Raw genomic sequence first — 21,444 nt, 5'->3', positions numbered from 1 at the left:
ATTTTTACGGAATAATAATTAATCACAAAAAAATATATGTAATTTTGGCAATTCAAAAACCGAGCCATTCTTTTACAAAAATACATTTAAAAGCGTTGCATACAAACAAGTTTAAAATACTTTTTGCATTAAGTTTTACAGTGTTTGTTAACACGTTAAGCTTTGCTCAAGACGTCCCAAAGAAAAAAGCACCTATTAAACCTCGTGTTAAAGATAGCGTGACTATTAGTGCAGATAGTTTATTGTTGCCTAAACCAGAGCTCTCTCTTTCTGAAAAAGCAACAGACACAACTTTAAAAGATAGTGTTCCTGCCAAAAAAGAATTTTTAACAGATATTGTTACTTATAAAGCCTCAGATTATACGAGTTTTAACCAAAAGAAACAAAAATTATATCTTCATAATTTAGCCGAGATTACTTATGGAGATATAAATATTAAAGCTGGAGATATTACTGTAGACTATAGTAAAAATGAAGTTTATGCTCGTGGTATTATCGACTCTTTAGGCGAATACACCCAAGCTCCTGTATTTACACAAGGTAGTAGTGTTGTAGAACCAGATTCTATTTTATTTAATACCGACTCTGAAAAAGCACTTATTTACAATAGTAAAACAGAACAAGGAGAAGGTACTGTAATTGCAAATATTACTAAAAAAGAAAACGATTCTGTTTATTTTGTTAAAGATGCAAAATATACAACTGCCGAAGATTTAGATGACCCGGAGTATTATATAAAACTGCGAAAAGCAAAAATTGTACCTGGTAAAAAAATTGTAACAGGTCTAGCAAATCTTTTTATTTACGATGTACCAACACCTATTGGTTTGCCCTTCGGCTTTTTTCCGCAAACAGAAACACAAACCTCTGGTGTATTATTACCAAGTTTTGGAGAACAAAGCGACAGAGGTTACTTTTTACAAAATGGTGGATACTATTTTGCTATTAACGACCATGTAGATTTGGCTATTTTAGGAGATTACTATACCAATGGTAGTTATGGTATTAGAGGAGAAAGCACATACGCTACACGCTATAAATTTAGAGGTAACGCTTCTTTTAGATATGAAAGTTTAATTAGTAGCGAACGGGGGTTTCCAGACTATGCAAAGTCTACGGTTTACAATATAAGATGGTCGCATAGTCAAGACGCAAAGGCAAATCCTAATTCAAGGTTTTCTGCATCGGTAAACTTAGGGAGTAGTACATTTTATCAAACATCGTTAAACCAATCTACTTCAAGTTCTTTCTTAAACAATACATTATCATCATCTGTATCGTACTCAAAAACTTTTCAAGGCGAACCACAAACAAGTTTTAGTTTAACTGCTACACATTCTCAAAATACAAACACACAAACAATTAATATGACACTACCAACATTTCAAGGTAGTGTTGGTAGAATTTATCCTTTTGCACCCAAAGTAGGATCTAAAAAAGGAATAATTCAAAACATAAATCTACAATATAACGTAAGAGGAGAAAATAGAATTGCTACAACAGATTCTTTATTCTTTAAAAAAGAAATGTTTAAAGATGCCAAAGCTGGATTTCAACACAGTATTCCTTTAAGCACAAACTTTAAAGTTTTTAAATATTTTAGTTTAAGTGCAAGTACAAATTACAATGAGGTTTGGACATTTAAAACTACTGAAAAAACATACAATACAGATACAAGAGAAGTTGAAGAAGAAACTGTTAACGGATTTGATTCTTTTAGAACTTACAATTTTAGCACTAGTTTAGGTACTACTATTTATGGTATGTTTAACTTCGAAAAAGAAGGTAAAGACACAAAAATAAAAGCTATAAGGCATATTATAAGACCATCTATTAGTTATAATATTAACCCAGCTTTTGATAAATATTACGATTCTTACGAAGTTATAGATGCTGATGGTACAACATCTGACCAAGTTGAATATACACGCTTTGAAGATGGTATATTTGGATCTCCTAATAAAACTTTTTCTAGTTCTATGGGGCTTTCTTTATCTAACAACTTTGAAGCCAAGGTAAGAGACAAAGACAGTACAGCAACCGAGCCCAAAAAGATAATACTACTTAATAATTTAAACTTCTCAACCGCATATAACTTTGCAGGAGATTCGCTACAATGGAGTCCTGTAAGAATGAGTGGTGGTACGCAAATATTAGATGGTAAAATGAGCATTAACTTTGGAGCTACCTTAGACCCATATGCTTTAGATAACAACAATAATAGAATTGACAAGTTTAACATAGATAACGGTGGGAGTTTATTTAGACTAACAAGTGCAAACCTTACTACCAGCTATTCTTTTGCCAGTAAAAAAGATAATGCTAATAAAAAGAAAAACGATAAAAGCATACAAGAAAACTTGCGTAATGGTGGTCGTGATGATGATTTATTTGGGCGCTCTGAAGATTACACGAGTCCGAGATTTGAAGAAGATAATGAAGAAGACGAAAAACCAAGCGAATTGTATAACTATAAAGTGCCTTGGAGTTTGCGCGTTGCTTACGCTGTTAACTACTCAAATTCAAGGCGTCAAAATGAAATATCGTCGCACTCGCTCATGTTTTCTGGAGATATCGAATTATCCCCAAAATGGTCTTTTGGAGCCTCGTCTGGTTACGATTTAAAGGATCAGGGTTTTACATACACACAGTTACGTTTTGAACGCGATTTATTAAGTTGGAGAATGAATTTTAGCTGGATACCTTTTAGTACAAGAAGTTCTTGGAATTTCTTTATAGGTATTAAATCTAGTATACTTCAAGATCTTAAATACGAAAAACGTAAACAACCAGACATTAGGCTTTAAAGATTTTATTATAAGTTGTATTTCGCTTTCGCGGAAAAAATGTAATTTTAGTATCATTAAAAAATTCATCATGAAAAAAATAATAACTACTACAGAAGCTCCAGCACCATTAGGTCCTTACAATCAAGCTATTTTAAGTGGGAATACACTTTACATGTCTGGACAAATAGCTATAAATCCTAAAACTGGCGATTTAGTTTTAGAAAGTATAGAAGCAGAAACTACACAAGTTATGACAAACCTAAAAGCAGTACTTGCAGCAGCAAATATGACTTTTGAGCATGTTGTTAAATCTTCTATTTTTATTAGTGACATGAACGATTTTGCAAGTATAAACACCGTTTACGGTAGCTATTTTAACGAAGAAACTGCTCCTGCTAGAGAAACAGTACAAGTAGCTAGATTACCCAAAAGTGTGAATGTAGAAATTAGCATGATTGCTATAAAGTAATTTTAACTTGTTTTAATTTTTGGTGTGTACTTGGACAACAAGTCCTTTAACTTATCTTTTTCTATAGGCTTAGATAAAAAATAATCTACACCCGAAGCTTTTGCGCGCTCTATATCTTTTTCGAAAGCACTAGCAGATACCGCTATTATAGGTACATTATGCGCTTTGTACTTACTAGAAGATTTTATACGCTCTGTTGCTTCGTACCCATCCATTTCTGGCATATAAATATCCATAAATATCATATCAAAATCTAATACCTTATATAGGTTTACAGCATCCAACCCATTGGTTACAAAGGTACATTCTACACCATGTTGTTCTAACAAAAACTTTATTACCTTTTGGTTCATTTTATTATCTTCTGCAACAAGAACAGAAAATTTATAATCAAATTGATTTAACAACGAATCGGTTTCTTTTTTATCTTTTTTAATATTTAAGGTTTTCTGTAATTGTAAACTAAAGTAAAAAGTAGACCCCTCGTTTTCTTTACTTTCTACTTTAAGCTTTCCTCCCATTAAATCTACCAAATTATTAGTAATAGAAAGTCCTACACCAGAGCCTCTATAATGTCTCATAGCTACAGAATCTCTATCTTCTGGTGGCACAAAAATATGCTTAACTTCGTAAGCGCTCATACCAACTCCTGTGTCTTTAATGTAAAACGTAACAATTTGGTTATCATCATCTGTAACCGTATGGTCTATAGTAATTGTAATTTTGCCATTAATAGTAAATTTAATGGCATTATTAATCAAGTTTATTAAGACTTGCTGTATGCGCTTTATATCGCCTAAAAGAAGGAAATTATGTTTTTCATCAATTAAAAATTTACTTTCAAATTCTAATCCTTTATCCCAAGCTTGGTACTCGAAAATTTTAAGAAGCTTAGATAAATCAGATTTTAAATCCATAGTTTCATTTTCTATTCGAATTTTATCATCAATACCTTTCGAATTATCTAAAACCATATTTACTAATTGCAACAAATGCTCCGAAGAATAATCGGCAATCTCTACTTGGGCTCGTTGATCATCATCTAAATCAGATTGCTTCAACATATTCAACATTCCTAAAACAGTACTTAAAGGAATTCGAATTTCGTGACTCATATTAGATAAGTAAACTGTCTTGTTTTTCGAATTATTCTCTGCTCTACTAATACCTTGCTTTAAATATTCTATCTCGTCGTACAAATAAGACGTGTCTTCTTTACCATCTGCTTGCTGCTTAAAAAACAAAATTAAAGTAACACTTAATGCTATTATTACCAATAAGAGCAAAAGCGAAATTAGAAGTAATACCAATACACTTTTATATACAATATATCCAACAAAAACACAAACCACCAATAATAATGCGGTTAATGCTAGTAAAACTCCCCAGTTTTTAATGGATTCATTAGATTTAGGAAAAAAGGACATTAACTATGTAATTTATTTTTTAATTAATTATTAAAATTAAAGATACAAAACTAAGGTAAGCAACTTCTTAATTTAAAAACAAAATTTTCTCAAATAAAAACAAAAAGTATATTTTTGTTTTTAACCCACTTACCTATAAAACATGAGAATAGAATACGATATAAAACTTGGCTTTAAAGATGTTATGTTTAGACCTAAACGATCTACTTTAAAAAGCAGATTGGAGGTGTGCTTAGAGCGAGAATTTAAATTTTTACACAGCCCATTGTCTTGGAAAGGCATACCAATTATGGCAGCAAATATGGATACTGTTGGCACGTTTAAAATGGCAAATGCGCTGTCTAATAAAGGTTTATTTACAGCCATTCACAAACACTACTCTATAGATGAATGGAAAAAATTTGCTCTAAACGCCACAGAACAAGTCTCTAATAACATTGCTATTAGCACAGGGATAAGTGAAAAAGATTCTGCTAAACTTTCTATAATTATTGAACAAAACCCGAATTTAAAATTTATTTGTATTGATGTAGCCAATGGTTACTCAGAACACTTTTCAAATTTTGTTAGACAAACCAGGGAAAAATACCCAGATAAAGTTATAATTGCAGGAAATGTTGTTACTGGCGAAATGGTTGAAGAACTATTATTGTCTGGTGCCGATATAGTAAAGGTTGGTATTGGGCCTGGATCTGTTTGTACAACCCGAGTAAAAACAGGTGTAGGTTACCCACAACTTTCGGCTATTATAGAATGTGCAGATGCTGCGCATGGTTTAGGTGGTCAGATTATAAGCGATGGTGGTTGCGCTACACCTGGAGACATAGCCAAAGCCTTTGGAGCTGGAGCAGATTTTGTAATGCTTGGCGGAATGCTTGCTGGACATGATGAAAGCGGAGGGAAATTGGTTGAGAAAGACGGTAAATCGTATAAACAATTTTATGGTATGAGCTCTGCTACAGCTATGGAAAAGCATGTTGGTGGTGTTGCAGAGTATAGAGCTAGTGAAGGCAAAACGGTTGAAGTACCATATAAAGGCCTTGTAGAAAACACATTGCAAGATATATTAGGTGGTTTACGAAGTACGTGTACCTATGTTGGTGCGCCACGTTTAAAAGAATTAACAAAACGAACTACTTTTATTAGAGTTGCAGAGCAAGAAAACAGAATATACACCAAATAATTTTAAAATTTATTGCTAATCTAGCTTTTATTTAACAACAATATTGTTACTTTGTAATACCGCATTTAATATTAAAAATATACCATAAATTATGGATCAAATAGTAACATTTGGTGAAGTATTAATGCGTCTATCTCCCGAAGGGAATAAAAAACTTATTCAAGCCAACTTATTAGAGTTTTACTTTGGAGGCACCGAGGTTAATGTTGGCGTTTCTATTTCTAATTTTGGAGGAAATGTAAAACATATAAGCTGTGTATCTAACGATTTTGTAGGCGATACCGCTATAGCCTACCTACAAAAATTTGGTGTAAGCACATCGGCTATCACAAGATCTAACAGACCTTTAGGTGTTTATTTTTTAGAGGTTGGTGCTGTAATGAGGCCAAGCTCTATTTCTTACAATAGGTCGCATTCTTCATTTTCTGAAATTCAACCAGAAATGGTTAATTGGGAAAAAGCCATGAAAAAAGCTAAATGGCTACATTGGACAGGTATTACCCCTGGACTTTGCAAAGGAGGTTACGAAACATTAAAACAAGGTTTAATTCTTGCAAAAGATAAAGGTATTACTGTATCTGCAGATCCTACATACAGAAGTGGCTTATGGAAGTATGGAGAAAATGCTAAAGATGTTTTACAAGATTTACTAAACTACTCGAATATTTTTATTGGTGGTATTAATGAAATTAATGAAATTCTTGGTACAAATTACACCTACTCTAACGAAGATTTTATAACTGCTAGTAAACATTTAATTAAAGAGTACCCTAGTATTGTTAAGGTATTTGATAAAATTAGAACTGCTATTAATTCTTCTTGGCATAAAATAAGAGCTAGAATGTGGAATGGTTTTGAGTTTAGAGAAACCGTAGATTTTGAAATTACTCATGTTATTGATAGAATAGGAACTGGTGATGCTTTTGCTGCTGGACTAATTTATGGTTTACAAGAGTTTGACGACTATAAATCTATGGAATTTGCAAGTGCTGCTTGTGCTTTAAAACACACATACGAAGGCGATATAAATTATGCTACTGTTGCCGAAGTAATGGGTATTTTAAATGGAAATATCTCTGGACGATTAACGCGATAAAAGAAAAATTACTTTTTTACTATAACACTACCTGTAGAACCTGCTTTACTTGAAGTTAGCTTAAAAACAAAATGAGGTTTAATATTTTTCTCTTCTCTGTGAGAAACATAAAGAATAGCCGTATTGCTTTCTTTTGCTATTTTATTAATTAATTCAGAAAACATTTCGGCATCAAAATCATCAAGCCCATTTATAGGCTCGTCAAGAATTAATAATGGCGGTTGTTTAACCATTGCTCTTGCAATAAGTACCAACCGCTTATGCCCATCAGATAATAAGTTAAAATTTTTATCCTTTATATCGAACATGTTTAATAATCGTAACCATTGGTGTGCAATTTGTATTTGCCTTTCGTTAGGTATTTTATAAAGCCCTATAGAGTCTAAAAAACCTGAAACAATCATGTTTTCTATAGAGTCTTTTCTTTTAAAGCCAATTAACATATCTGAAGAAAAGAAACCGATATGCTTTTTTATATCCCAAACACTTTCTCCACTCCCCTTTTTCATATCAAAAAGCGTCATATCTTGCATAAATCCTTTTGGATTATCGCCAGATATTAAATTTAAAATGGTGCTTTTGCCTGAGCCATTAGGCCCTATTAATTGCCAAAATTCACCTGGCTTTATTTCCCAATTAATGTGTTTAAGTATACAGCGTTTACCATAACTTAAAGTAACATCTCTTAAATGTATTAAAACTGAAAACTTGTTTTTTAATTGCTTGTAATCTTGCGGTAAATCTAGAACGAAATTTTTAAATGTTTTTGGTGTTTCCAAATTATTAATAACAACCAATGTGCCATTTTCTATTTTAAAAACAGTTTCAATAAACGATAAAACATCTCGTTTTCTGTTAGAAATTTGAATAATTATAGTTTCTGCGCTAAGTGCTTCTAACGATTTTTTAATATCGCTTTGCGCTTGTACATCTAAGCTATCAAAAGCATTATCTACTATAATGCATTTAGGTTTTTTAGATATAATGTGCTGCAAAAGAGCCTTTCTACGCTCGCCTTGAGAGGAGTTTCTAAGGCTGTTTTTTGTTTTTGTTTCTACATCAAATTGTCCATGTCTTCTCTCTTCATCTATAAACTTATTTAAAGTTATATCTGAAAAAAGCGCATAATTTTTATCAAAAGAATCAGAAAAAAATTGATTAGACAAAATACCTTCAATAAGGCTTTTCTTATTTTGCTTATTGCTAATATAAACTGCTACGTGTTTAAGCTTTGTCAAGAAAAAATATTATAAATCTTTAGTATGAAAAGACACTAAACCTTCAATAGGTCTGCGCTCAAAATTACCAACTTTAAAGCCCATTTCTTCTGCTACTGCTTTTATTTCGTTTTGAGAAAAATAAGCAATAGAGCCTGCAAAATGAACCGGTGCTGTTTTTAATTCTTCTTTAAATTGAAAAATCATATTTCTAGCAAATTCACGAATACCTTTTTTAATAAGGTTTATTGTATATTCTGAATCTTTATGAAGAAACATAAATTCTGCAAAATTTGCCAAGTATGCGTTAGGGTTTGGCTGTTTGTATAAATTATACTTTATATAATCAGAATCCATATTAAATTTACTTCCAAATGCAATTTTTACATCTTCTGGCATATGCCCAAAGTAATAATCTCTAATTAATTGTTTACCGTAGTAATTACCAGATGCATCATCCATAAGCGTATAACCCAAAGAGTTTACGCGTTGGTGTAATTTTTTACCATCGTAATAACTACAGTTAGAGCCTGTACCCATAATACAAACTATGGCAGCCTCGTCTACACTATTTATTGTAGAGTATACAGCAGCTAAGGTATCTTCGTTTACTTCGACATGTGCATTAGGAAAAATGCCTTTTAAAACATCTATTAAAAGCTCTTTAGGTTTTTCTGTACCACAACCTGCACCGTAAAAAAACACATGAGTTACACTGTTGCTATTATTTTTTAACTCTTTACTTTTTTTAATTTCTTTTTCCAGTTTTTTATCAGATAAAATAGCTGGGTTTAATCCTTTAGTTCGTATTTTTTCTAGTAACTGGTTTCCGTTATTATCTACCGCAATCCAATCTGCTTTTGTAGAACCACTATCAACAATTAAAATCATAAGTTTTTGAGTAAAAAAAATCCACAGCATTATTATTCTTAATAATGCTGTGGAAATATATAAAATAAAATATTATAAAGAACCGATATGTTGTGCTAAATCAATTAATTTAGTTGAGTAACCATACTCATTATCATACCAAGATACTAATTTGATGAAACCATCATTTAATGCCATACTTGCGTTAGCGTCAAAAGTACTTGTTTTTGGTTCTGACACGAAATCTTGAGATACAACACCTTCTTCAGTGTAACCTAAAACACCGTTTAAGTCTCCTTCAGAAGCATCTTTTAAAGCTTGTTTTACTTCATCCCAAGATGCTGGCTTTTCTAAACGACAAGTTAAATCTACAACAGATACATCAACAGTAGGTATTCTAAAAGCCATACCAGTTAATTTTCCGTTTAATTCTGGAATTACTTTTCCAACAGCTTTAGCTGCTCCTGTAGAAGCTGGCACAATGTTGTTTAAAGAAGCACGACCTAATCTGTAATCTTTTCTAGAAACACCATCTACAGTAGATTGTGTTGCTGTTGCAGCGTGCACAGTAGTCATTAATCCTTCTGCAATACCAAATTTATCGTTAATTACTTTTGCTAATGGTGCTAAACAGTTAGTAGTACAAGAAGCGTTAGATACGATTTTGTGATCTGCAGTAATTTCTTTGTGGTTAACTCCCATTACAAACATTGGAGCATCAGCAGAAGGTGCAGAAATTGCAACTTTCTTAGCTCCAGCTTTAAGGTGAGCTTCAGCTTTATCTAAAGTAGTGAAGATACCTGTACAATCTAAAACTACGTCTGCTCCAACAGCATCCCATTTTAAATCTTCTGGATTACGCTCAGCAGTTACTCTAATAGTGTTTCCGTTTACTATTAAATTTCCATCTTTAGTTTCAATAGTACCATCGAACTGTCCGTGAACAGAATCAAATTTTAATAAGTAAGCTAAGTGGTCTACGTCTAGTAAATCATTAATCCCTACTACTTCAATATCGTTAGATCTAGAAGCTGCTACTCTAAAAGCGATTCTACCTATTCTACCAAATCCGTTAATTCCAATTTTTAATTTTGACATTTTAATATGTATTAATGTTAAGTGCTCATTATATCTGAAACACGCAATAATTCTAAATTTATTTTTGACTTTCCTTTTATGGCATTATCTAATGGCGTCAACTCCATTTTATTTTTAAGCAAGCCTACCATGTAATTAGATTTTCCTTCTAATAAAGATTCGACTGCTTTTACTCCCATTCTACTTGCTAAAACACGATCGAAACATGATGGAGAGCCACCACGCTGCATATGCCCTAGAACAGATACTCTTACATCGTACCCTTCCATATTCTCGTCTACGTAGTCTTTAAGTTCAAAAATATTTTTACCTATTTTATCACCTTCAGCAACAACTACAATACTAGATGTTTTTCCAGATTTACGACTTCGTTTTAAAGATTCTACCAATCTATCTAGACCTAAATCTTCTTCTGGTATTAATATTTCTTCTGCTCCTCCTGCTATACCAACGTTTAATGCAATATGCCCTACATCGCGCCCCATAACCTCTATAAAAAATAATCTGTTATGCGAACTTGCTGTATCTCGTATTTTATCTATGGCATCAACTACTGTATTTTGTGCAGTATCAAACCCTAAGGTATGTGTTGTTCCAAAAATATCGTTATCAATTGTTCCTGGTATTCCCATTACAGGAAAATCAAATTCTTCGTTAAATATTAAAGCACCAGTAAAGGTACCGTCTCCTCCAACAGCAACTAAAGCATCTATTTCTGCTTTAATTAATTGCTGGTGTGCTTTTTCTCTCCCTTCTTTAGTTCTAAACTCTTGAGAACGAGCAGATTTTAATATAGTACCACCTTTGTTAATGATACCTTTTACACTTCGAGCATTCATTGGTTCGAAATCACCTTCCATTAGTCCTTCGTAACCACGATAAATACCGACACACTCTATATTATGATATGCACACGTTCTTACAACAGAACGAATGGCAGCATTCATACCTGGGGCATCGCCTCCAGATGTAAATACACCTATTTTTTTTATTTGTCTTGGCATTAATTCCTTGTATTAAGATAGTAAAATTAATAAACAAAAAGGATTTAACATTATGATTTACTTTATTTTAATAATACATTTAAAACTATAACGTTTTAGTTAATAAAAAACATGTTTATCAAATAAATTTACAATCTAAAAAAGAGATTTTTTATTATTTTTTGTCCTTTTGAGACGATTTGTGAGTAATAAAACTAGGTAAAGCGCTTTCGGGAGTAGATTTTTTTTCTGTTTGCAAAGCTTCTTTGTTAGGCTCTTTCTTTTTAAATATGATACGAATTAATTCTTTAAACGTATCAAAATCTACATTATAAGACAATCCAGCTCCTTGGGTATAACCTATATCTTCTCCAAAGTTTCTTATACTATTCTCGCGATTAAATACTTTGGCTGTTAATGTACCATCTTCGTTTAAAAGAAAGTTTATTTCTGCATCTCCAGCTACTACTGTTTCGTTTGCTCCTGCTCCACCTACTGGCACACCTACTTTACCATTTATAAGCACACGATCGCTAATTTGAGTTTTAATGGTAACGCCAAACCTATCGCTAGATTGGTAATCGGGTCTATTCTCGCCTGCTTCGTAATTTAAGCCAATATCTACTTTACCATCTTCGTTTGTAAAAATGCCATTAATAATACCATTTAAACGCTCGGCAATTGTTCCTGAGAAATTTAAATCGTCTAAACCTCTAGAAAACGAACCTGTAGAAAGTAAATACAATGCTTGATTTTGTTTATCGTCTTCGGACTCTAACCTATATTGCAACTCAGATTTTATTGTAGAATTTACATTTGGAAACTCAAAGCTAAAATTAGGGTTTAACTGCTCTAAACCACCATTTAAATTTATGTTTAACTCGACAGGAATACTTCTACTTATAGGGTTATCTAGTAAAGGAGACGGGTTTGCTTGTGTTTTATAAACTGCGAGCATGTCTATTCTTGCATTTAATGGTTCGCCATCCCAAGCTACTGTACCTCCTGGTTGTACAATAAATTCTTTTTGTACCAAACCACCGTAGGCAAAATTATATACTCCTTCGAACACAGAGAAATCGCCCCACATATTAAACTTACCATTGGTATTTATTTCTACCAACAAACCTCCGCTACCTCTACCTTTTAAGGAGTGCCCAGTGCTTCCGTCTATAATAATTTCTACTTCGGCATCTTCGGTAACATCTAAATCAAAGTATAATTCAAGACCTTTTATTTGCTCTACAACAAACTCTTCTCCTAGTTCTTTTGCTCTTTTTTGCTCTGATGTTATAAAATGAATAAAAGTATTATCTCCAAAAGACTCAGTATCGCTAATTGGAATTTTAAATACTGTACCTTGTTTTGTTTCGCCTACAACACTTATAAGCAACTCTTCTGTTGGTCCGCTAATATTAGCTCGGCCTCCAATAAATCCTGTTCCAAAATATGCAGATTCTTCAGTTTGCTTGGTATCTAGAATTAATAGCCTTGGGGTTTCTAAATTTAAATCTAAACTCCATTTTCCAAAATTAACATGACTTAATTCTCCATCTAAAACACCTTTAGAATTATGTTTTACATCTGTTAACTTTATTTTATTAAATATAAAACTTTGATCTTTTAACGTAACCGATGCATTATCTGCAAAACTATAATCTACATTAAGGTACGGTATAGCAAGTCCAGATTTATTTAGTATTAAGTTTCCATTTATTTTTGGTTTTTTTAAATCGCCTTTAATATTGGCATTACCAGTTACTACACCTCTAATTTTATTTAAAACATCTTCTAGAAGCGGATTTAATGGTTTTAAATTAAAATCTTTAAACTTTAAATCGACGTCTATTTTAGATTGTTTACCAACCACATTTATATTACCAATGGCACTAAACGATTTAGAGACATCATCTTTTATACTGGCATTTACGCTATAATTGGTTAAGGTTTCGTTACCCGAAATGGTAGCATCAAAAGAACCTAAAGGAAAGTTATTAACCTTAAAATCGTCAATTACAACGGTAGAGTTTGGTAAATAGCTTCCGTTTTGTTGTAAAATATCTAGTTTACCATTTACATTTCCTGCTAGCGATAAACTATCTATACTTGGTGTAATTTTTGCTAGATCTACGTTTTTAAAATTCAGTTTTAAATCTTTTTCTGTAGAATCTTTAATAAATCCAGAAAGCATCATTTCTTCGTCAAGATGATTAATCTTTAACTTATTAATGTTAAATACTGAAAGATCTTTATTAAATGAAAATTTATTGAATTTATCTTGATTTTCATTTATTAACCATTTATTACCTTTTATAGTAACATCTGATTTTTTAAACCCAACAACAGATTCTTTTTCTTGATTAATGGTATGATAAAAGCTTAAATTATAACTATCATTATTGCGCTTACCTCCATTAAACTCTGAACGCATAAACAATGTATCGTTAACAGTTACATTAATTAAATTAAACTTAGATACATTATAAAATTTAGTATTTAAACTATCGACCTCTAAATAGGTATTAAACAAAGGGTTACCGTTATCTACTTGTAACTCTATATTACTTGCAAAATTATTTAAATATTTAATTTCGGGCGATTTAAAGGTTAGCCTAAATTTTTCTTGATCGCTTTCTACACGACCTCGAATAAAAGTATTTTTACCTAGTTTAATTTCTGGGTATACCACTTCTATAATTTTATTGTAAATCTTGAAATTAAAATCTATGTACTGATCTTGTTTTACCTCGTGCGGTGTATAATTGGTATAAATATGTCCTAAAGAATTTTCTACAAGATTTACTAAATCTTTAAATACAAAGCGACCATTTAAACTTCCTTCTATAATATCTGGCGAGTTAATATCTATAAATCTTTTTTTACCATCAAATCTAGAAGATACATCGAAGGCATCAAAATAATAAGTATCGTTTTGGTTTTTATAAGATGTATTTCTGAAAGCTATTTTACCATAGGCATCATCATATGTACTGCTATTCATGTTCATTTTAACAGCACTTTTTAAAATAGAAATACTATCCTTTTTTACAAAGTTTAAAACATTAAGATTTGCATAATCTATTTTAGCTTCAAAATCGTATTTTTTTACTGCTTCAGAGTAATCTACAAGTCCGGTAAAATTAAGTTTTAGGTTTTTATCGTTTGCTATAAGATTGCCATCAAATATTTTATTTCTAATATTACCTGCAACCTTAATTTTATCGTATTTATAATTGTTGTAAACTATATTAAAAACATCTCCTTTAACTTGTGTATTTATGGTTTCTGCAATAAAACCTGTACCATTTACATCTAGGTTTAAAGAGGTTAACCCCACAGTAGTATCGTCTATAAAACTACCTAAATCAAATTCTTCAAGAACAATATTACCTGTATAATTTGCATTATCAATATCGTCTATTTTAGAAATATTTAAATTAGAATCTATAAAACCTAATTCTGTATTTATTTCTATATCTGCTACTACTTTTTGCGATGTTACTTGAGATTGTCCTGTAATTACAAACGCACCCAACCTATTAAAAGAAGATGGTATTGAGGCGCCTAAAACGTTAGGTAATAAAGCTGTTAAATCGTTGTATGTAGATGTTAAATTTCTAAAACGAGCATCCATAGAAAACGTATTGGCTGCAGCACTAAAGAGATTTTTAAAAACAAAATCGCCATATATTTTAGAATTTCTACTAGTGTTTAATTTTAAATTAGATACAGCCAAATTATTTAGTGTTCCCATTAATTCTGTATCGAATTTAGCATATTGATTTGCTCCAAATTCGTTATAAAAACTATTTAAATCGTCTAAAAGTAAGCTTGAATCTTTAAAATTGGCATTTATTTTAACTTTGTTTTCAAACTCGGCAAAATCTTTTCTATCATAGGAAAAAAATAAATCTCCTTTTAAAAGTGATTTTTCTGTTTTTATCTCTAAATCAGAAAACTTCATATCTGTTAAAGTATATGAGAAGTTTGTCATTAAATTTTTAAGTCTTAAACCTCTATGATCTAGCAAATTCAATGTATTAACACGCATGCTTACATCGCTACCATTAATTAAAAAATTGGTAGCATTTATATTTAAGTCTTTAAAATGTAGTATGTTGGGCGTTTCTTTATTCTCGTCTATTAAATTAAAAACTCCGTTATAAATAGATACATCACTAGACGACATTAAAAAAGAACTCTTCCCCTCTCTTGGGTTGTCGCTATCAAATCGAGCTACAAAAACATCTAAATTAGTATCTGTAGTATCTTTATATGTTTTAATATTAAATATTAAATCTGTAATATTAATATCTCCAAAAACAAGTTTGCCTCTAGATAAATTTCCAAAACTTAAAATGGATGTATTTAACTCTGCAATACTTATTAAGGTATCTTTTTTATAGTCTTCTATGTAAATATTTTTTAACTCTACATCGCCATTAAACTGTAAACCTACCTTTTCTATATTTATGTTTGTACCAAAATCGTCGTTTAGCATTTTGGTTGCAGATTTGCCCAGACTTGTTTGAATAAAAGGAATAGAAAGCACCAACACCAATATGATGAACAATAACAGCAAAATGGCTGCTAACTTCGATACTATTTTAAGAATCTTTTTAATACGTGATAAAGTTATAATATAATTAAGTAATACCCTCTATTTTTACAAATTTTATATAAAAATGAGTAGCTTTGTATTTACGAATAAAATGAGAACTACAGACTTTTATCTGTTGTCAAAATTAACAATTATTGTGCCTAATATTTATTAATGTCTTCACAAAATATTTACATCCTTGGAATTGAGTCTTCCTGCGACGATACAGCTGCTTCTGTTATACATAATGGTAAGATTTTAAGCAATGTTATTGCTAGCCAAAAAATACACGAAGAGTTTGGCGGTGTTGTGCCAGAATTAGCGTCTAGAGCGCACCAACAAAACATTGTGCCAGTAGTACATCAAGCTTTAGCAAAAGCCAATATAACCAAGTCGCAACTTAATGCTATTGCTTTTACACGTGGCCCTGGTTTAATGGGCTCTTTACTTGTTGGCACCTCTTTTGCAAAATCTTTAGCCTATGGGTTAAACATACCACTTATAGATGTTAACCATATGCAAGGTCATATTTTAGCACATTTTATAGACGAAGAAGGTTTTGACAAGCCTCCTTTTCCGTTTTTAGCCATGACCATATCTGGCGGACATACGCAAATTGTGCAAGTAGACAATTATTTTGACATGACCGTAATAGGCGAAACTATTGATGATGCAGTTGGAGAAGCTTATGATAAAAGCGGGAAAATTTTAGGCTTAGGCTATCCTGCAGGACCAGAAATAGACAAGCGTGCGCAACTTGGCAACCCAAAAGCGTTTCAATTTACAAAGCCAAAAGTTGATGGTTTAAATTTTAGCTTTTCTGGTTTAAAAACAGCCATACTTTATTTTATTCAGAAAGAAGTAAAAAAGAATCCAAATTTTATTGAAGAACATTTAAATGATATTTGCGCCTCTATTCAATATACCATAATTGGTATTTTAATGGACAAGCTAAAAGTTGCTAGTAAACAAACTAATATAAAACATATTGCCATTGGTGGTGGCGTATCGGCCAATTCGGGTATAAGAAATGCCCTTAAACTTGGTGAGCAAAAGTTTGGTTGGTCCACATACATCCCTAAATTCGAATTTACTACAGATAATGCAGCGATGATTGCTATTGTAGGCTATTTAAAATTTTTAGACGACGATTTTGCAGAACAAAATATTACAGCTTCTGCTCGATTAAAAATATAGAACCAATTAATAACAATAGTTAATGAAATTAAATAAACCTTATCCCTTTTTTTGGGCAACCGCTTTAATTTTATTTTCTATTAGTTTTTTATATAAAAACAGCAACCAAACTATTGATGTTAATATATACGACACTTATATTATAGTGGCTAAATACCATCAAATTATTTTTGTTTCTATAATTTTATTTAGCATTGGCTTACTCTATTTTTTACATGATAAATTAAAAGTTTATTTAACAAAAAAACTATCGTTAATACACACACTTATAACAATTGTGGGTTTTACAATTTGCTTATTCCCCCCTTTTAACTCACAAAAAAAAGATGAGTTCCCTTTATTAGACACCTCTACAAATTATATACAACCAACCATTATTATAGTACTAATCTTAATTCAATTTGTATTTATTTTAAATTCTGCTATTAGCATATATAAATATCTATTAAAAAAGTTGTAAACATTAAATTCTTAAAAACTATATTTGAGGCCCTCTTAATTATCCCCATTAAATTCTAAATTTGAAATATCAAATCTTATAATATGCCTAAATTTTTACTTAATTGCCTACTACTAGCCTTTGCAACAACTGTAATGGCACAAAAATCTGCTACAGAAAAAGAATTAAAATCTTTAGAAAACATAGAGCAAGCAGAAACTTATCTAGAAAAAAAAGCCTCTAAAAAGAATAAGTTTATTGTTTTTAACGAAGAAAAACATAAAACAACCTTAGCCAAAAAGCTTTTTAAAATGCCAGTTGGAGGGACAGAAAAAACAGAGAACGAATTCGAAAAAACCTTTTATAAGGTAGTAGAAAAAATAAAAACACCTTATTATAGAGTTGCTTATATTTACTTAAACGGTAAGCAAATAGACCTTAAAGAAGTAAATAGCTATAGAGACGATTTAATTACAAAATACAACAATTCGTCTCCATTTAATTTTCTTGCTAAACGCCATTCTATGGACAAAAATGCTACGCGTGGTGGCGATTCTGGTTGGTTTTCTAAAAACGATAAAAATTCAACTTTCGAAACACTTATCATAGAAGACAATCACGATTTAGATGCTATTTTTCCTTTAGATATTCCATCAGAAAGTAGTTATTATGTGGTTTTAAAAACACACGAACCAAAAGAAATTTCAGAAATAAAAGTTTTAAAAATTGTAGAAGCAAAAAGATAATGCAACTTTTTTATAATTCAGAAATAAACAACCAAGACACAGAGTTTTCTTTTTCGAGAGAAGAAAGCAAACATATTGTTAAAGTATTACGTAAAAACATTGGAGATATTCTACATATCACCAATGGTAATGGCTGGTTATTTAAAGCAGAAGTTATAATTCCCAATATAAAAAAATGCGTAGTTCGTATTATTTCTAAAAATAAACAACCACACAAACCCTACCAATTACATTTAGCTGTTGCTCCTACAAAAATGAACGATAGATACGAGTGGTTTTTAGAAAAAGCGACCGAAATTGGTATAGATTGTATAACACCAATAATTTGCGACCATAGCGAGCGTAAGTTTATAAAAGCAGAGCGTTTCGAAAAAATATTACAATCTGCCATGAAGCAATCTTTAAACGTGTATTTACCAAAATTACAACCAGCAATTACTTTAAAAGAGTTTTTAAAACAAGATCTAAATGGCCAACTTTTTATTGCGCATTGCGAAGAAACCAATAAAAAGTCGTTAAAAAAAGAACTTAAAGCCCATAGCGATACCACTATTTTAATTGGCCCAGAAGGCGATTTTTCTACTAAAGAAATAGAACTAGCCATGCAAAACAATTTTATTCCTGTAACTTTGGGAAACACAAGATTGCGAACAGAAACCGCTGCTATTGTAGCTTGCCACTCTGTAGCGTTTACTAACGAGTTGTAACACATGAAAAAAACATTTCTATTTTTAATTTTACTACTGGTATTTTTAAATACTAATGCGCAAGACTTGGCAGTTTTAAAATATAATGGAGGTGGCGATTGGTATAGTAATCCTACTGCATTACCAAATTTAATTGCGTTCTGCAATAAAAACATTAACACTAAAATAAATACTAAACCCAAAACGGTAGAGGTTGGAAGTTCTGATATTTTTCAATTCCCGCTACTACACATGACAGGACATGGTCATGTTTTTTTTAGCGAAACCGATGCCGAAAATTTAAGAAACTACTTAATATCTGGTGGTTTTTTACATATTGACGATAATTATGGCATGGAGCCTTATATTATAAAAGAGCTAAAAAAAGTCTTTCCTAATAAAAATTTAGTAGAGTTACCAGCTACACATGCCATATTTAATGTGGCTTATAATTTTCCTAAAGGATTACCTAAAATTCATGAGCATGATGCTAAACGTCCGCAAGCTTTTGGGTTATTTCAAGATGATAGGCTAATACTTTTATTTACTTTTGAAAGTGATTTAGGCGATGGTTGGGAAGATGCAGAAATACATAACGACCCTGAAGATGTAAGAGAAAAAGCACTTAAAATGGGAGCTAACATTATTAAATATGCCTTCGAAAATTAATTTATCATGCAACTATCTTACTATTGTAGTACTAAATCATGTCAAAAATTAAACTATATAAAGGTACAATCCAACAATAGGTTTGAGCTAAAGGAAGAGCTAGGCTTAGAAATAAACGAACGCTGTAAACATTGTGGCAACTACACCAAAAGACATATAAATAGACTGCACTGTAGCCCAAATTACGCCATTATAATAGGTGGTTTAGTACTTGCAGTTGTAATAACTATATTTATATGGCACTTAGGTTTTGTGTCAACACTAACCGGTTCGATTCCTATTGGAATATGGATGAATCAAGAAAAAAAAGCAAGTACTTTTAACAAAGTGCTAATTGACGATTAATTATACATTACAAGTGCAACTTACACATTATAATACAGAATTTACAAAGCGTACATTTCCAGTAGTTTTAGTATGCGACAATGTTACCAACGCTCCTAATTTAGGTAGCTTGTTTAGAATTGCCGATGCTTTTGGCATACAAAAACTTATACTTTGTGGCAAAAACATTGTTATTGGGCGTAAACTAACAAAAACATCGAGAGCAACAGAAAAAGTTGTTAATTACGAGATTTGTAGCTCTGCTTCAGCAGTAACTAAAACATTAAAAGACGAAGGCTATCAAATTATAGCTTTAGAAATTACTAAAACAAGTAAACCTATTCATAATTTTAAATTTTCGAACCAAACCCCTATAGCTTTAGTTATTGGCGATGAGAATTTTGGAGTATCAGAATCTATTCTAAATATATCTAACGAAGCCATTCACATAGATATGTTTGGTAATAATAGTAGTATGAATGTGGTACAAGCTACCAATATTGCTTTATACGAAATAACAAAACAACTTATGTAAAGAGTTTTATATATTTACTAAATGAATTCGAACACCATATCAAACGGTATTTTAAAAGCTTTGGCTATCATTTTAGGCATGGCCTTATTGCTGTTTTTTCTATATAAAATACAATCGGTTATTATTTACATTGCAATTGCTGCAGTTATATCTTTAATTGGCAGACCTATAATTTCTTTTTTATCAAATAAATTAAAATTTAAAAACACAATTGCTGTTATTGTAACTATGGTTATTCTTGTTGGGCTTTTTGTTGGCTTAATAGGCATGTTTATACCGCTAGTTATAGAGCAAGGACACAACCTATCGCTGTTAGATATAGAACAATTACAAAGTAATGTAGAAGGTTTGTACACAGAGGTAATTAACTACTTTGCGCTAAACCAAATTGATGTCGAACAATCTATAAAAAAATCTAATCTATTATCTAAAATAGATTATGCTCTTATTCCCAATTTTTTAAATGCTGTTGTTGGTGGACTAGGAACTTTTAGTATTGGCTTATTTTCGGTACTTTTTATATCCTTTTTCTTTTTAAAAGATACAGAGTTGTTCGAAAGCGGTATACTTACTTTTATGCCTGCTAATAAAGAAGCGCGCTGGAAAAAATCTTCTAAAAAAATAAAAGACTTATTATCTAGATACTTCGTGGGCTTAATTTTTCAAATACTCATTTTGTTTGTTATTTACACTATTGTACTTTTAATTTTTGGTATAGATAACGCCATTGTAATTGCTTTTTTATGCGCCCTTTTAAACCTAATACCTTATGTTGGCCCTTTGGTAAGCGCTGTATTAATGATAATACTTAGTATGTCTAGCAATTTAGGCGAGAGCTTTAGCGATGTTATTTTACCAAAAACAAGTTATGTAATGGTTGGCTTTGTTATTGCACAATTGGTCGATAATTTCTTTAGTCAGCCCATTATATTTTCAAAAAGCGTAAAATCTCATCCGTTAGAAATTTTCTTAATTATAATAATTTCAGGCATTTTATTTGGAGTTGTAGGCATGATCGTAGCTGTGCCTGCTTACACAGCCATAAAAGTTATTTTAAAAGAATTTCTGTCTGAAAACAAAGTTGTACAACGCCTTACAAAAGATTTATAGTAGCCT

General features: G+C 31.3%; 17 protein-coding genes. 11 read left to right on the top strand and 6 right to left on the bottom strand.

Going from position 1 to position 21,444, the window contains the following annotated elements; all coding sequences use genetic code 11:
- The first annotated feature begins 44 nt into the window (after window positions 1-44).
- Window positions 45-2,807 carry a putative LPS assembly protein LptD gene (locus ABD715_RS01335; protein ID WP_344786175.1) on the top strand — a complete coding sequence of 921 codons (2,763 nt, stop codon included), beginning with the start codon at window positions 45-47 and terminating at the stop codon, window positions 2,805-2,807.
- Window positions 2,808-2,877: 70 nt separating this feature from the next.
- Window positions 2,878-3,258, top strand: coding sequence for a RidA family protein (locus ABD715_RS01330; RefSeq protein ID WP_344786173.1), 381 nt, complete (start codon window positions 2,878-2,880; stop codon window positions 3,256-3,258).
- Window positions 3,259-3,260: 2 nt separating this feature from the next.
- Here ABD715_RS01330 and ABD715_RS01325 read toward each other — a convergent pair whose 3' ends face one another.
- Complete coding sequence (locus tag ABD715_RS01325) at window positions 3,261-4,685, bottom strand: response regulator (RefSeq protein ID WP_344786171.1); 1,425 nt, start codon at window positions 4,683-4,685, stop codon at window positions 3,261-3,263.
- A gap of 142 nt (window positions 4,686-4,827) precedes the next feature.
- Between ABD715_RS01325 and ABD715_RS01320 the strand changes: the two genes are divergently transcribed.
- On the top strand, window positions 4,828-5,868 hold the full coding sequence (locus ABD715_RS01320) for a GMP reductase (RefSeq protein ID WP_344786169.1): 1,041 nt from the start codon (window positions 4,828-4,830) through the stop codon (window positions 5,866-5,868).
- Between the two features lie 91 nt (window positions 5,869-5,959).
- A complete protein-coding gene (locus tag ABD715_RS01315) occupies window positions 5,960-6,964 on the top strand; it encodes a sugar kinase (RefSeq protein WP_344786167.1) in 1,005 nt (334 codons plus the stop codon).
- A gap of 8 nt (window positions 6,965-6,972) precedes the next feature.
- Here the strand turns inward: ABD715_RS01315 and ABD715_RS01310 are convergent, their stop codons facing one another.
- The 5 genes from ABD715_RS01310 to ABD715_RS01290 form a co-directional block, all read right to left on the bottom strand.
- Window positions 6,973-8,202 (bottom strand): ATP-binding cassette domain-containing protein, encoded by a 1,230-nt coding sequence (locus tag ABD715_RS01310; protein WP_344786165.1) that lies wholly within the window; start codon window positions 8,200-8,202, stop codon window positions 6,973-6,975.
- 9 nt (window positions 8,203-8,211) lie between these two features.
- Complete coding sequence (locus ABD715_RS01305) at window positions 8,212-9,072, bottom strand: N-acetylglucosamine kinase (RefSeq protein WP_344786163.1); 861 nt, start codon at window positions 9,070-9,072, stop codon at window positions 8,212-8,214.
- A gap of 72 nt (window positions 9,073-9,144) precedes the next feature.
- Complete coding sequence (gene gap / locus ABD715_RS01300) at window positions 9,145-10,149, bottom strand: type I glyceraldehyde-3-phosphate dehydrogenase (protein WP_344786161.1); 1,005 nt, start codon at window positions 10,147-10,149, stop codon at window positions 9,145-9,147.
- Between the two features lie 17 nt (window positions 10,150-10,166).
- Window positions 10,167-11,153 (bottom strand): 6-phosphofructokinase, encoded by a 987-nt coding sequence (gene pfkA / locus ABD715_RS01295; protein WP_344786159.1) that lies wholly within the window; start codon window positions 11,151-11,153, stop codon window positions 10,167-10,169.
- A 154-nt stretch (window positions 11,154-11,307) separates the two neighbouring features.
- Entirely contained in the window at window positions 11,308-15,633 is a 4,326-nt protein-coding gene (locus tag ABD715_RS01290; protein ID WP_344786157.1) for a translocation/assembly module TamB domain-containing protein, read from the bottom strand.
- Between the two features lie 273 nt (window positions 15,634-15,906).
- Here ABD715_RS01290 and tsaD point away from each other — a divergent pair, with 273 nt between their 5' ends.
- From tsaD to ABD715_RS01255, 7 genes are all read left to right on the top strand, one after another.
- Entirely contained in the window at window positions 15,907-16,929 is a 1,023-nt protein-coding gene (tsaD, locus tag ABD715_RS01285) for a tRNA (adenosine(37)-N6)-threonylcarbamoyltransferase complex transferase subunit TsaD (RefSeq protein ID WP_344786155.1), read from the top strand.
- A gap of 543 nt (window positions 16,930-17,472) precedes the next feature.
- Complete coding sequence (locus tag ABD715_RS01280) at window positions 17,473-18,114, top strand: peptidylprolyl isomerase (protein WP_344786153.1); 642 nt, start codon at window positions 17,473-17,475, stop codon at window positions 18,112-18,114.
- The gene (locus ABD715_RS01275; protein WP_344786151.1) at window positions 18,114-18,821 is read left to right on the top strand and encodes a 16S rRNA (uracil(1498)-N(3))-methyltransferase; all 708 of its coding nucleotides are present in this window, start codon (window positions 18,114-18,116) and stop codon (window positions 18,819-18,821) included. The genes ABD715_RS01280 and ABD715_RS01275 overlap by 1 nt, the downstream gene beginning before the upstream one ends.
- Window positions 18,822-18,824: 3 nt before the next feature.
- Complete coding sequence (locus tag ABD715_RS01270) at window positions 18,825-19,469, top strand: DUF4159 domain-containing protein (RefSeq protein WP_344786149.1); 645 nt, start codon at window positions 18,825-18,827, stop codon at window positions 19,467-19,469.
- A 6-nt stretch (window positions 19,470-19,475) separates the two neighbouring features.
- Complete coding sequence (locus ABD715_RS01265) at window positions 19,476-19,814, top strand: hypothetical protein (RefSeq protein WP_344786147.1); 339 nt, start codon at window positions 19,476-19,478, stop codon at window positions 19,812-19,814.
- A complete protein-coding gene (locus tag ABD715_RS01260) occupies window positions 19,804-20,328 on the top strand; it encodes a TrmH family RNA methyltransferase (RefSeq protein ID WP_344786145.1) in 525 nt (174 codons plus the stop codon). Before ABD715_RS01265 ends, ABD715_RS01260 begins: the two co-directional genes overlap by 11 nt.
- 21 nt (window positions 20,329-20,349) lie before the next feature.
- The gene (locus tag ABD715_RS01255) at window positions 20,350-21,438 is read left to right on the top strand and encodes an AI-2E family transporter (protein WP_344786143.1); all 1,089 of its coding nucleotides are present in this window, start codon (window positions 20,350-20,352) and stop codon (window positions 21,436-21,438) included.
- Window positions 21,439-21,444: the final 6 nt, after the last annotated feature.

The organism is Postechiella marina (assembly GCF_039538365.1).
GTDB lineage: Bacteria > Bacteroidota > Bacteroidia > Flavobacteriales > Flavobacteriaceae > Postechiella > Postechiella marina.
The sequence above is the reverse complement of the archived record's forward strand: the minus strand, read 5'-3'. Positions and strand labels throughout refer to the sequence as shown.

Excerpts from the sequence above, each read along its gene's own strand:
- ABD715_RS01280 (WP_344786153.1), top strand. The coding sequence starts at position 17,473 with ATGCCTAAATTTTTACTTAATTGCCTACTACTAGCCTTTGCAACAACT.
- tsaD (WP_344786155.1), top strand. The coding sequence starts at position 15,907 with ATGTCTTCACAAAATATTTACATCCTTGGAATTGAGTCTTCCTGCGAC.
- ABD715_RS01320 (WP_344786169.1), top strand. The coding sequence starts at position 4,828 with ATGAGAATAGAATACGATATAAAACTTGGCTTTAAAGATGTTATGTTT.
- gap (WP_344786161.1), bottom strand. The coding sequence starts at position 10,149 with ATGTCAAAATTAAAAATTGGAATTAACGGATTTGGTAGAATAGGTAGA.
- ABD715_RS01265 (WP_344786147.1), top strand. The coding sequence starts at position 19,476 with ATGCAACTATCTTACTATTGTAGTACTAAATCATGTCAAAAATTAAAC.
- pfkA (WP_344786159.1), bottom strand. The coding sequence starts at position 11,153 with ATGCCAAGACAAATAAAAAAAATAGGTGTATTTACATCTGGAGGCGAT.
- ABD715_RS01255 (WP_344786143.1), top strand. The coding sequence starts at position 20,350 with ATGAATTCGAACACCATATCAAACGGTATTTTAAAAGCTTTGGCTATC.
- ABD715_RS01275 (WP_344786151.1), top strand. The coding sequence starts at position 18,114 with ATGCAACTTTTTTATAATTCAGAAATAAACAACCAAGACACAGAGTTT.
- ABD715_RS01305 (WP_344786163.1), bottom strand. The coding sequence starts at position 9,072 with ATGATTTTAATTGTTGATAGTGGTTCTACAAAAGCAGATTGGATTGCG.
- ABD715_RS01325 (WP_344786171.1), bottom strand. The coding sequence starts at position 4,685 with ATGTCCTTTTTTCCTAAATCTAATGAATCCATTAAAAACTGGGGAGTT.
- ABD715_RS01330 (WP_344786173.1), top strand. The coding sequence starts at position 2,878 with ATGAAAAAAATAATAACTACTACAGAAGCTCCAGCACCATTAGGTCCT.
- ABD715_RS01315 (WP_344786167.1), top strand. The coding sequence starts at position 5,960 with ATGGATCAAATAGTAACATTTGGTGAAGTATTAATGCGTCTATCTCCC.
- ABD715_RS01270 (WP_344786149.1), top strand. The coding sequence starts at position 18,825 with ATGAAAAAAACATTTCTATTTTTAATTTTACTACTGGTATTTTTAAAT.
- ABD715_RS01290 (WP_344786157.1), bottom strand. The coding sequence starts at position 15,633 with ATGCTAAACGACGATTTTGGTACAAACATAAATATAGAAAAGGTAGGT.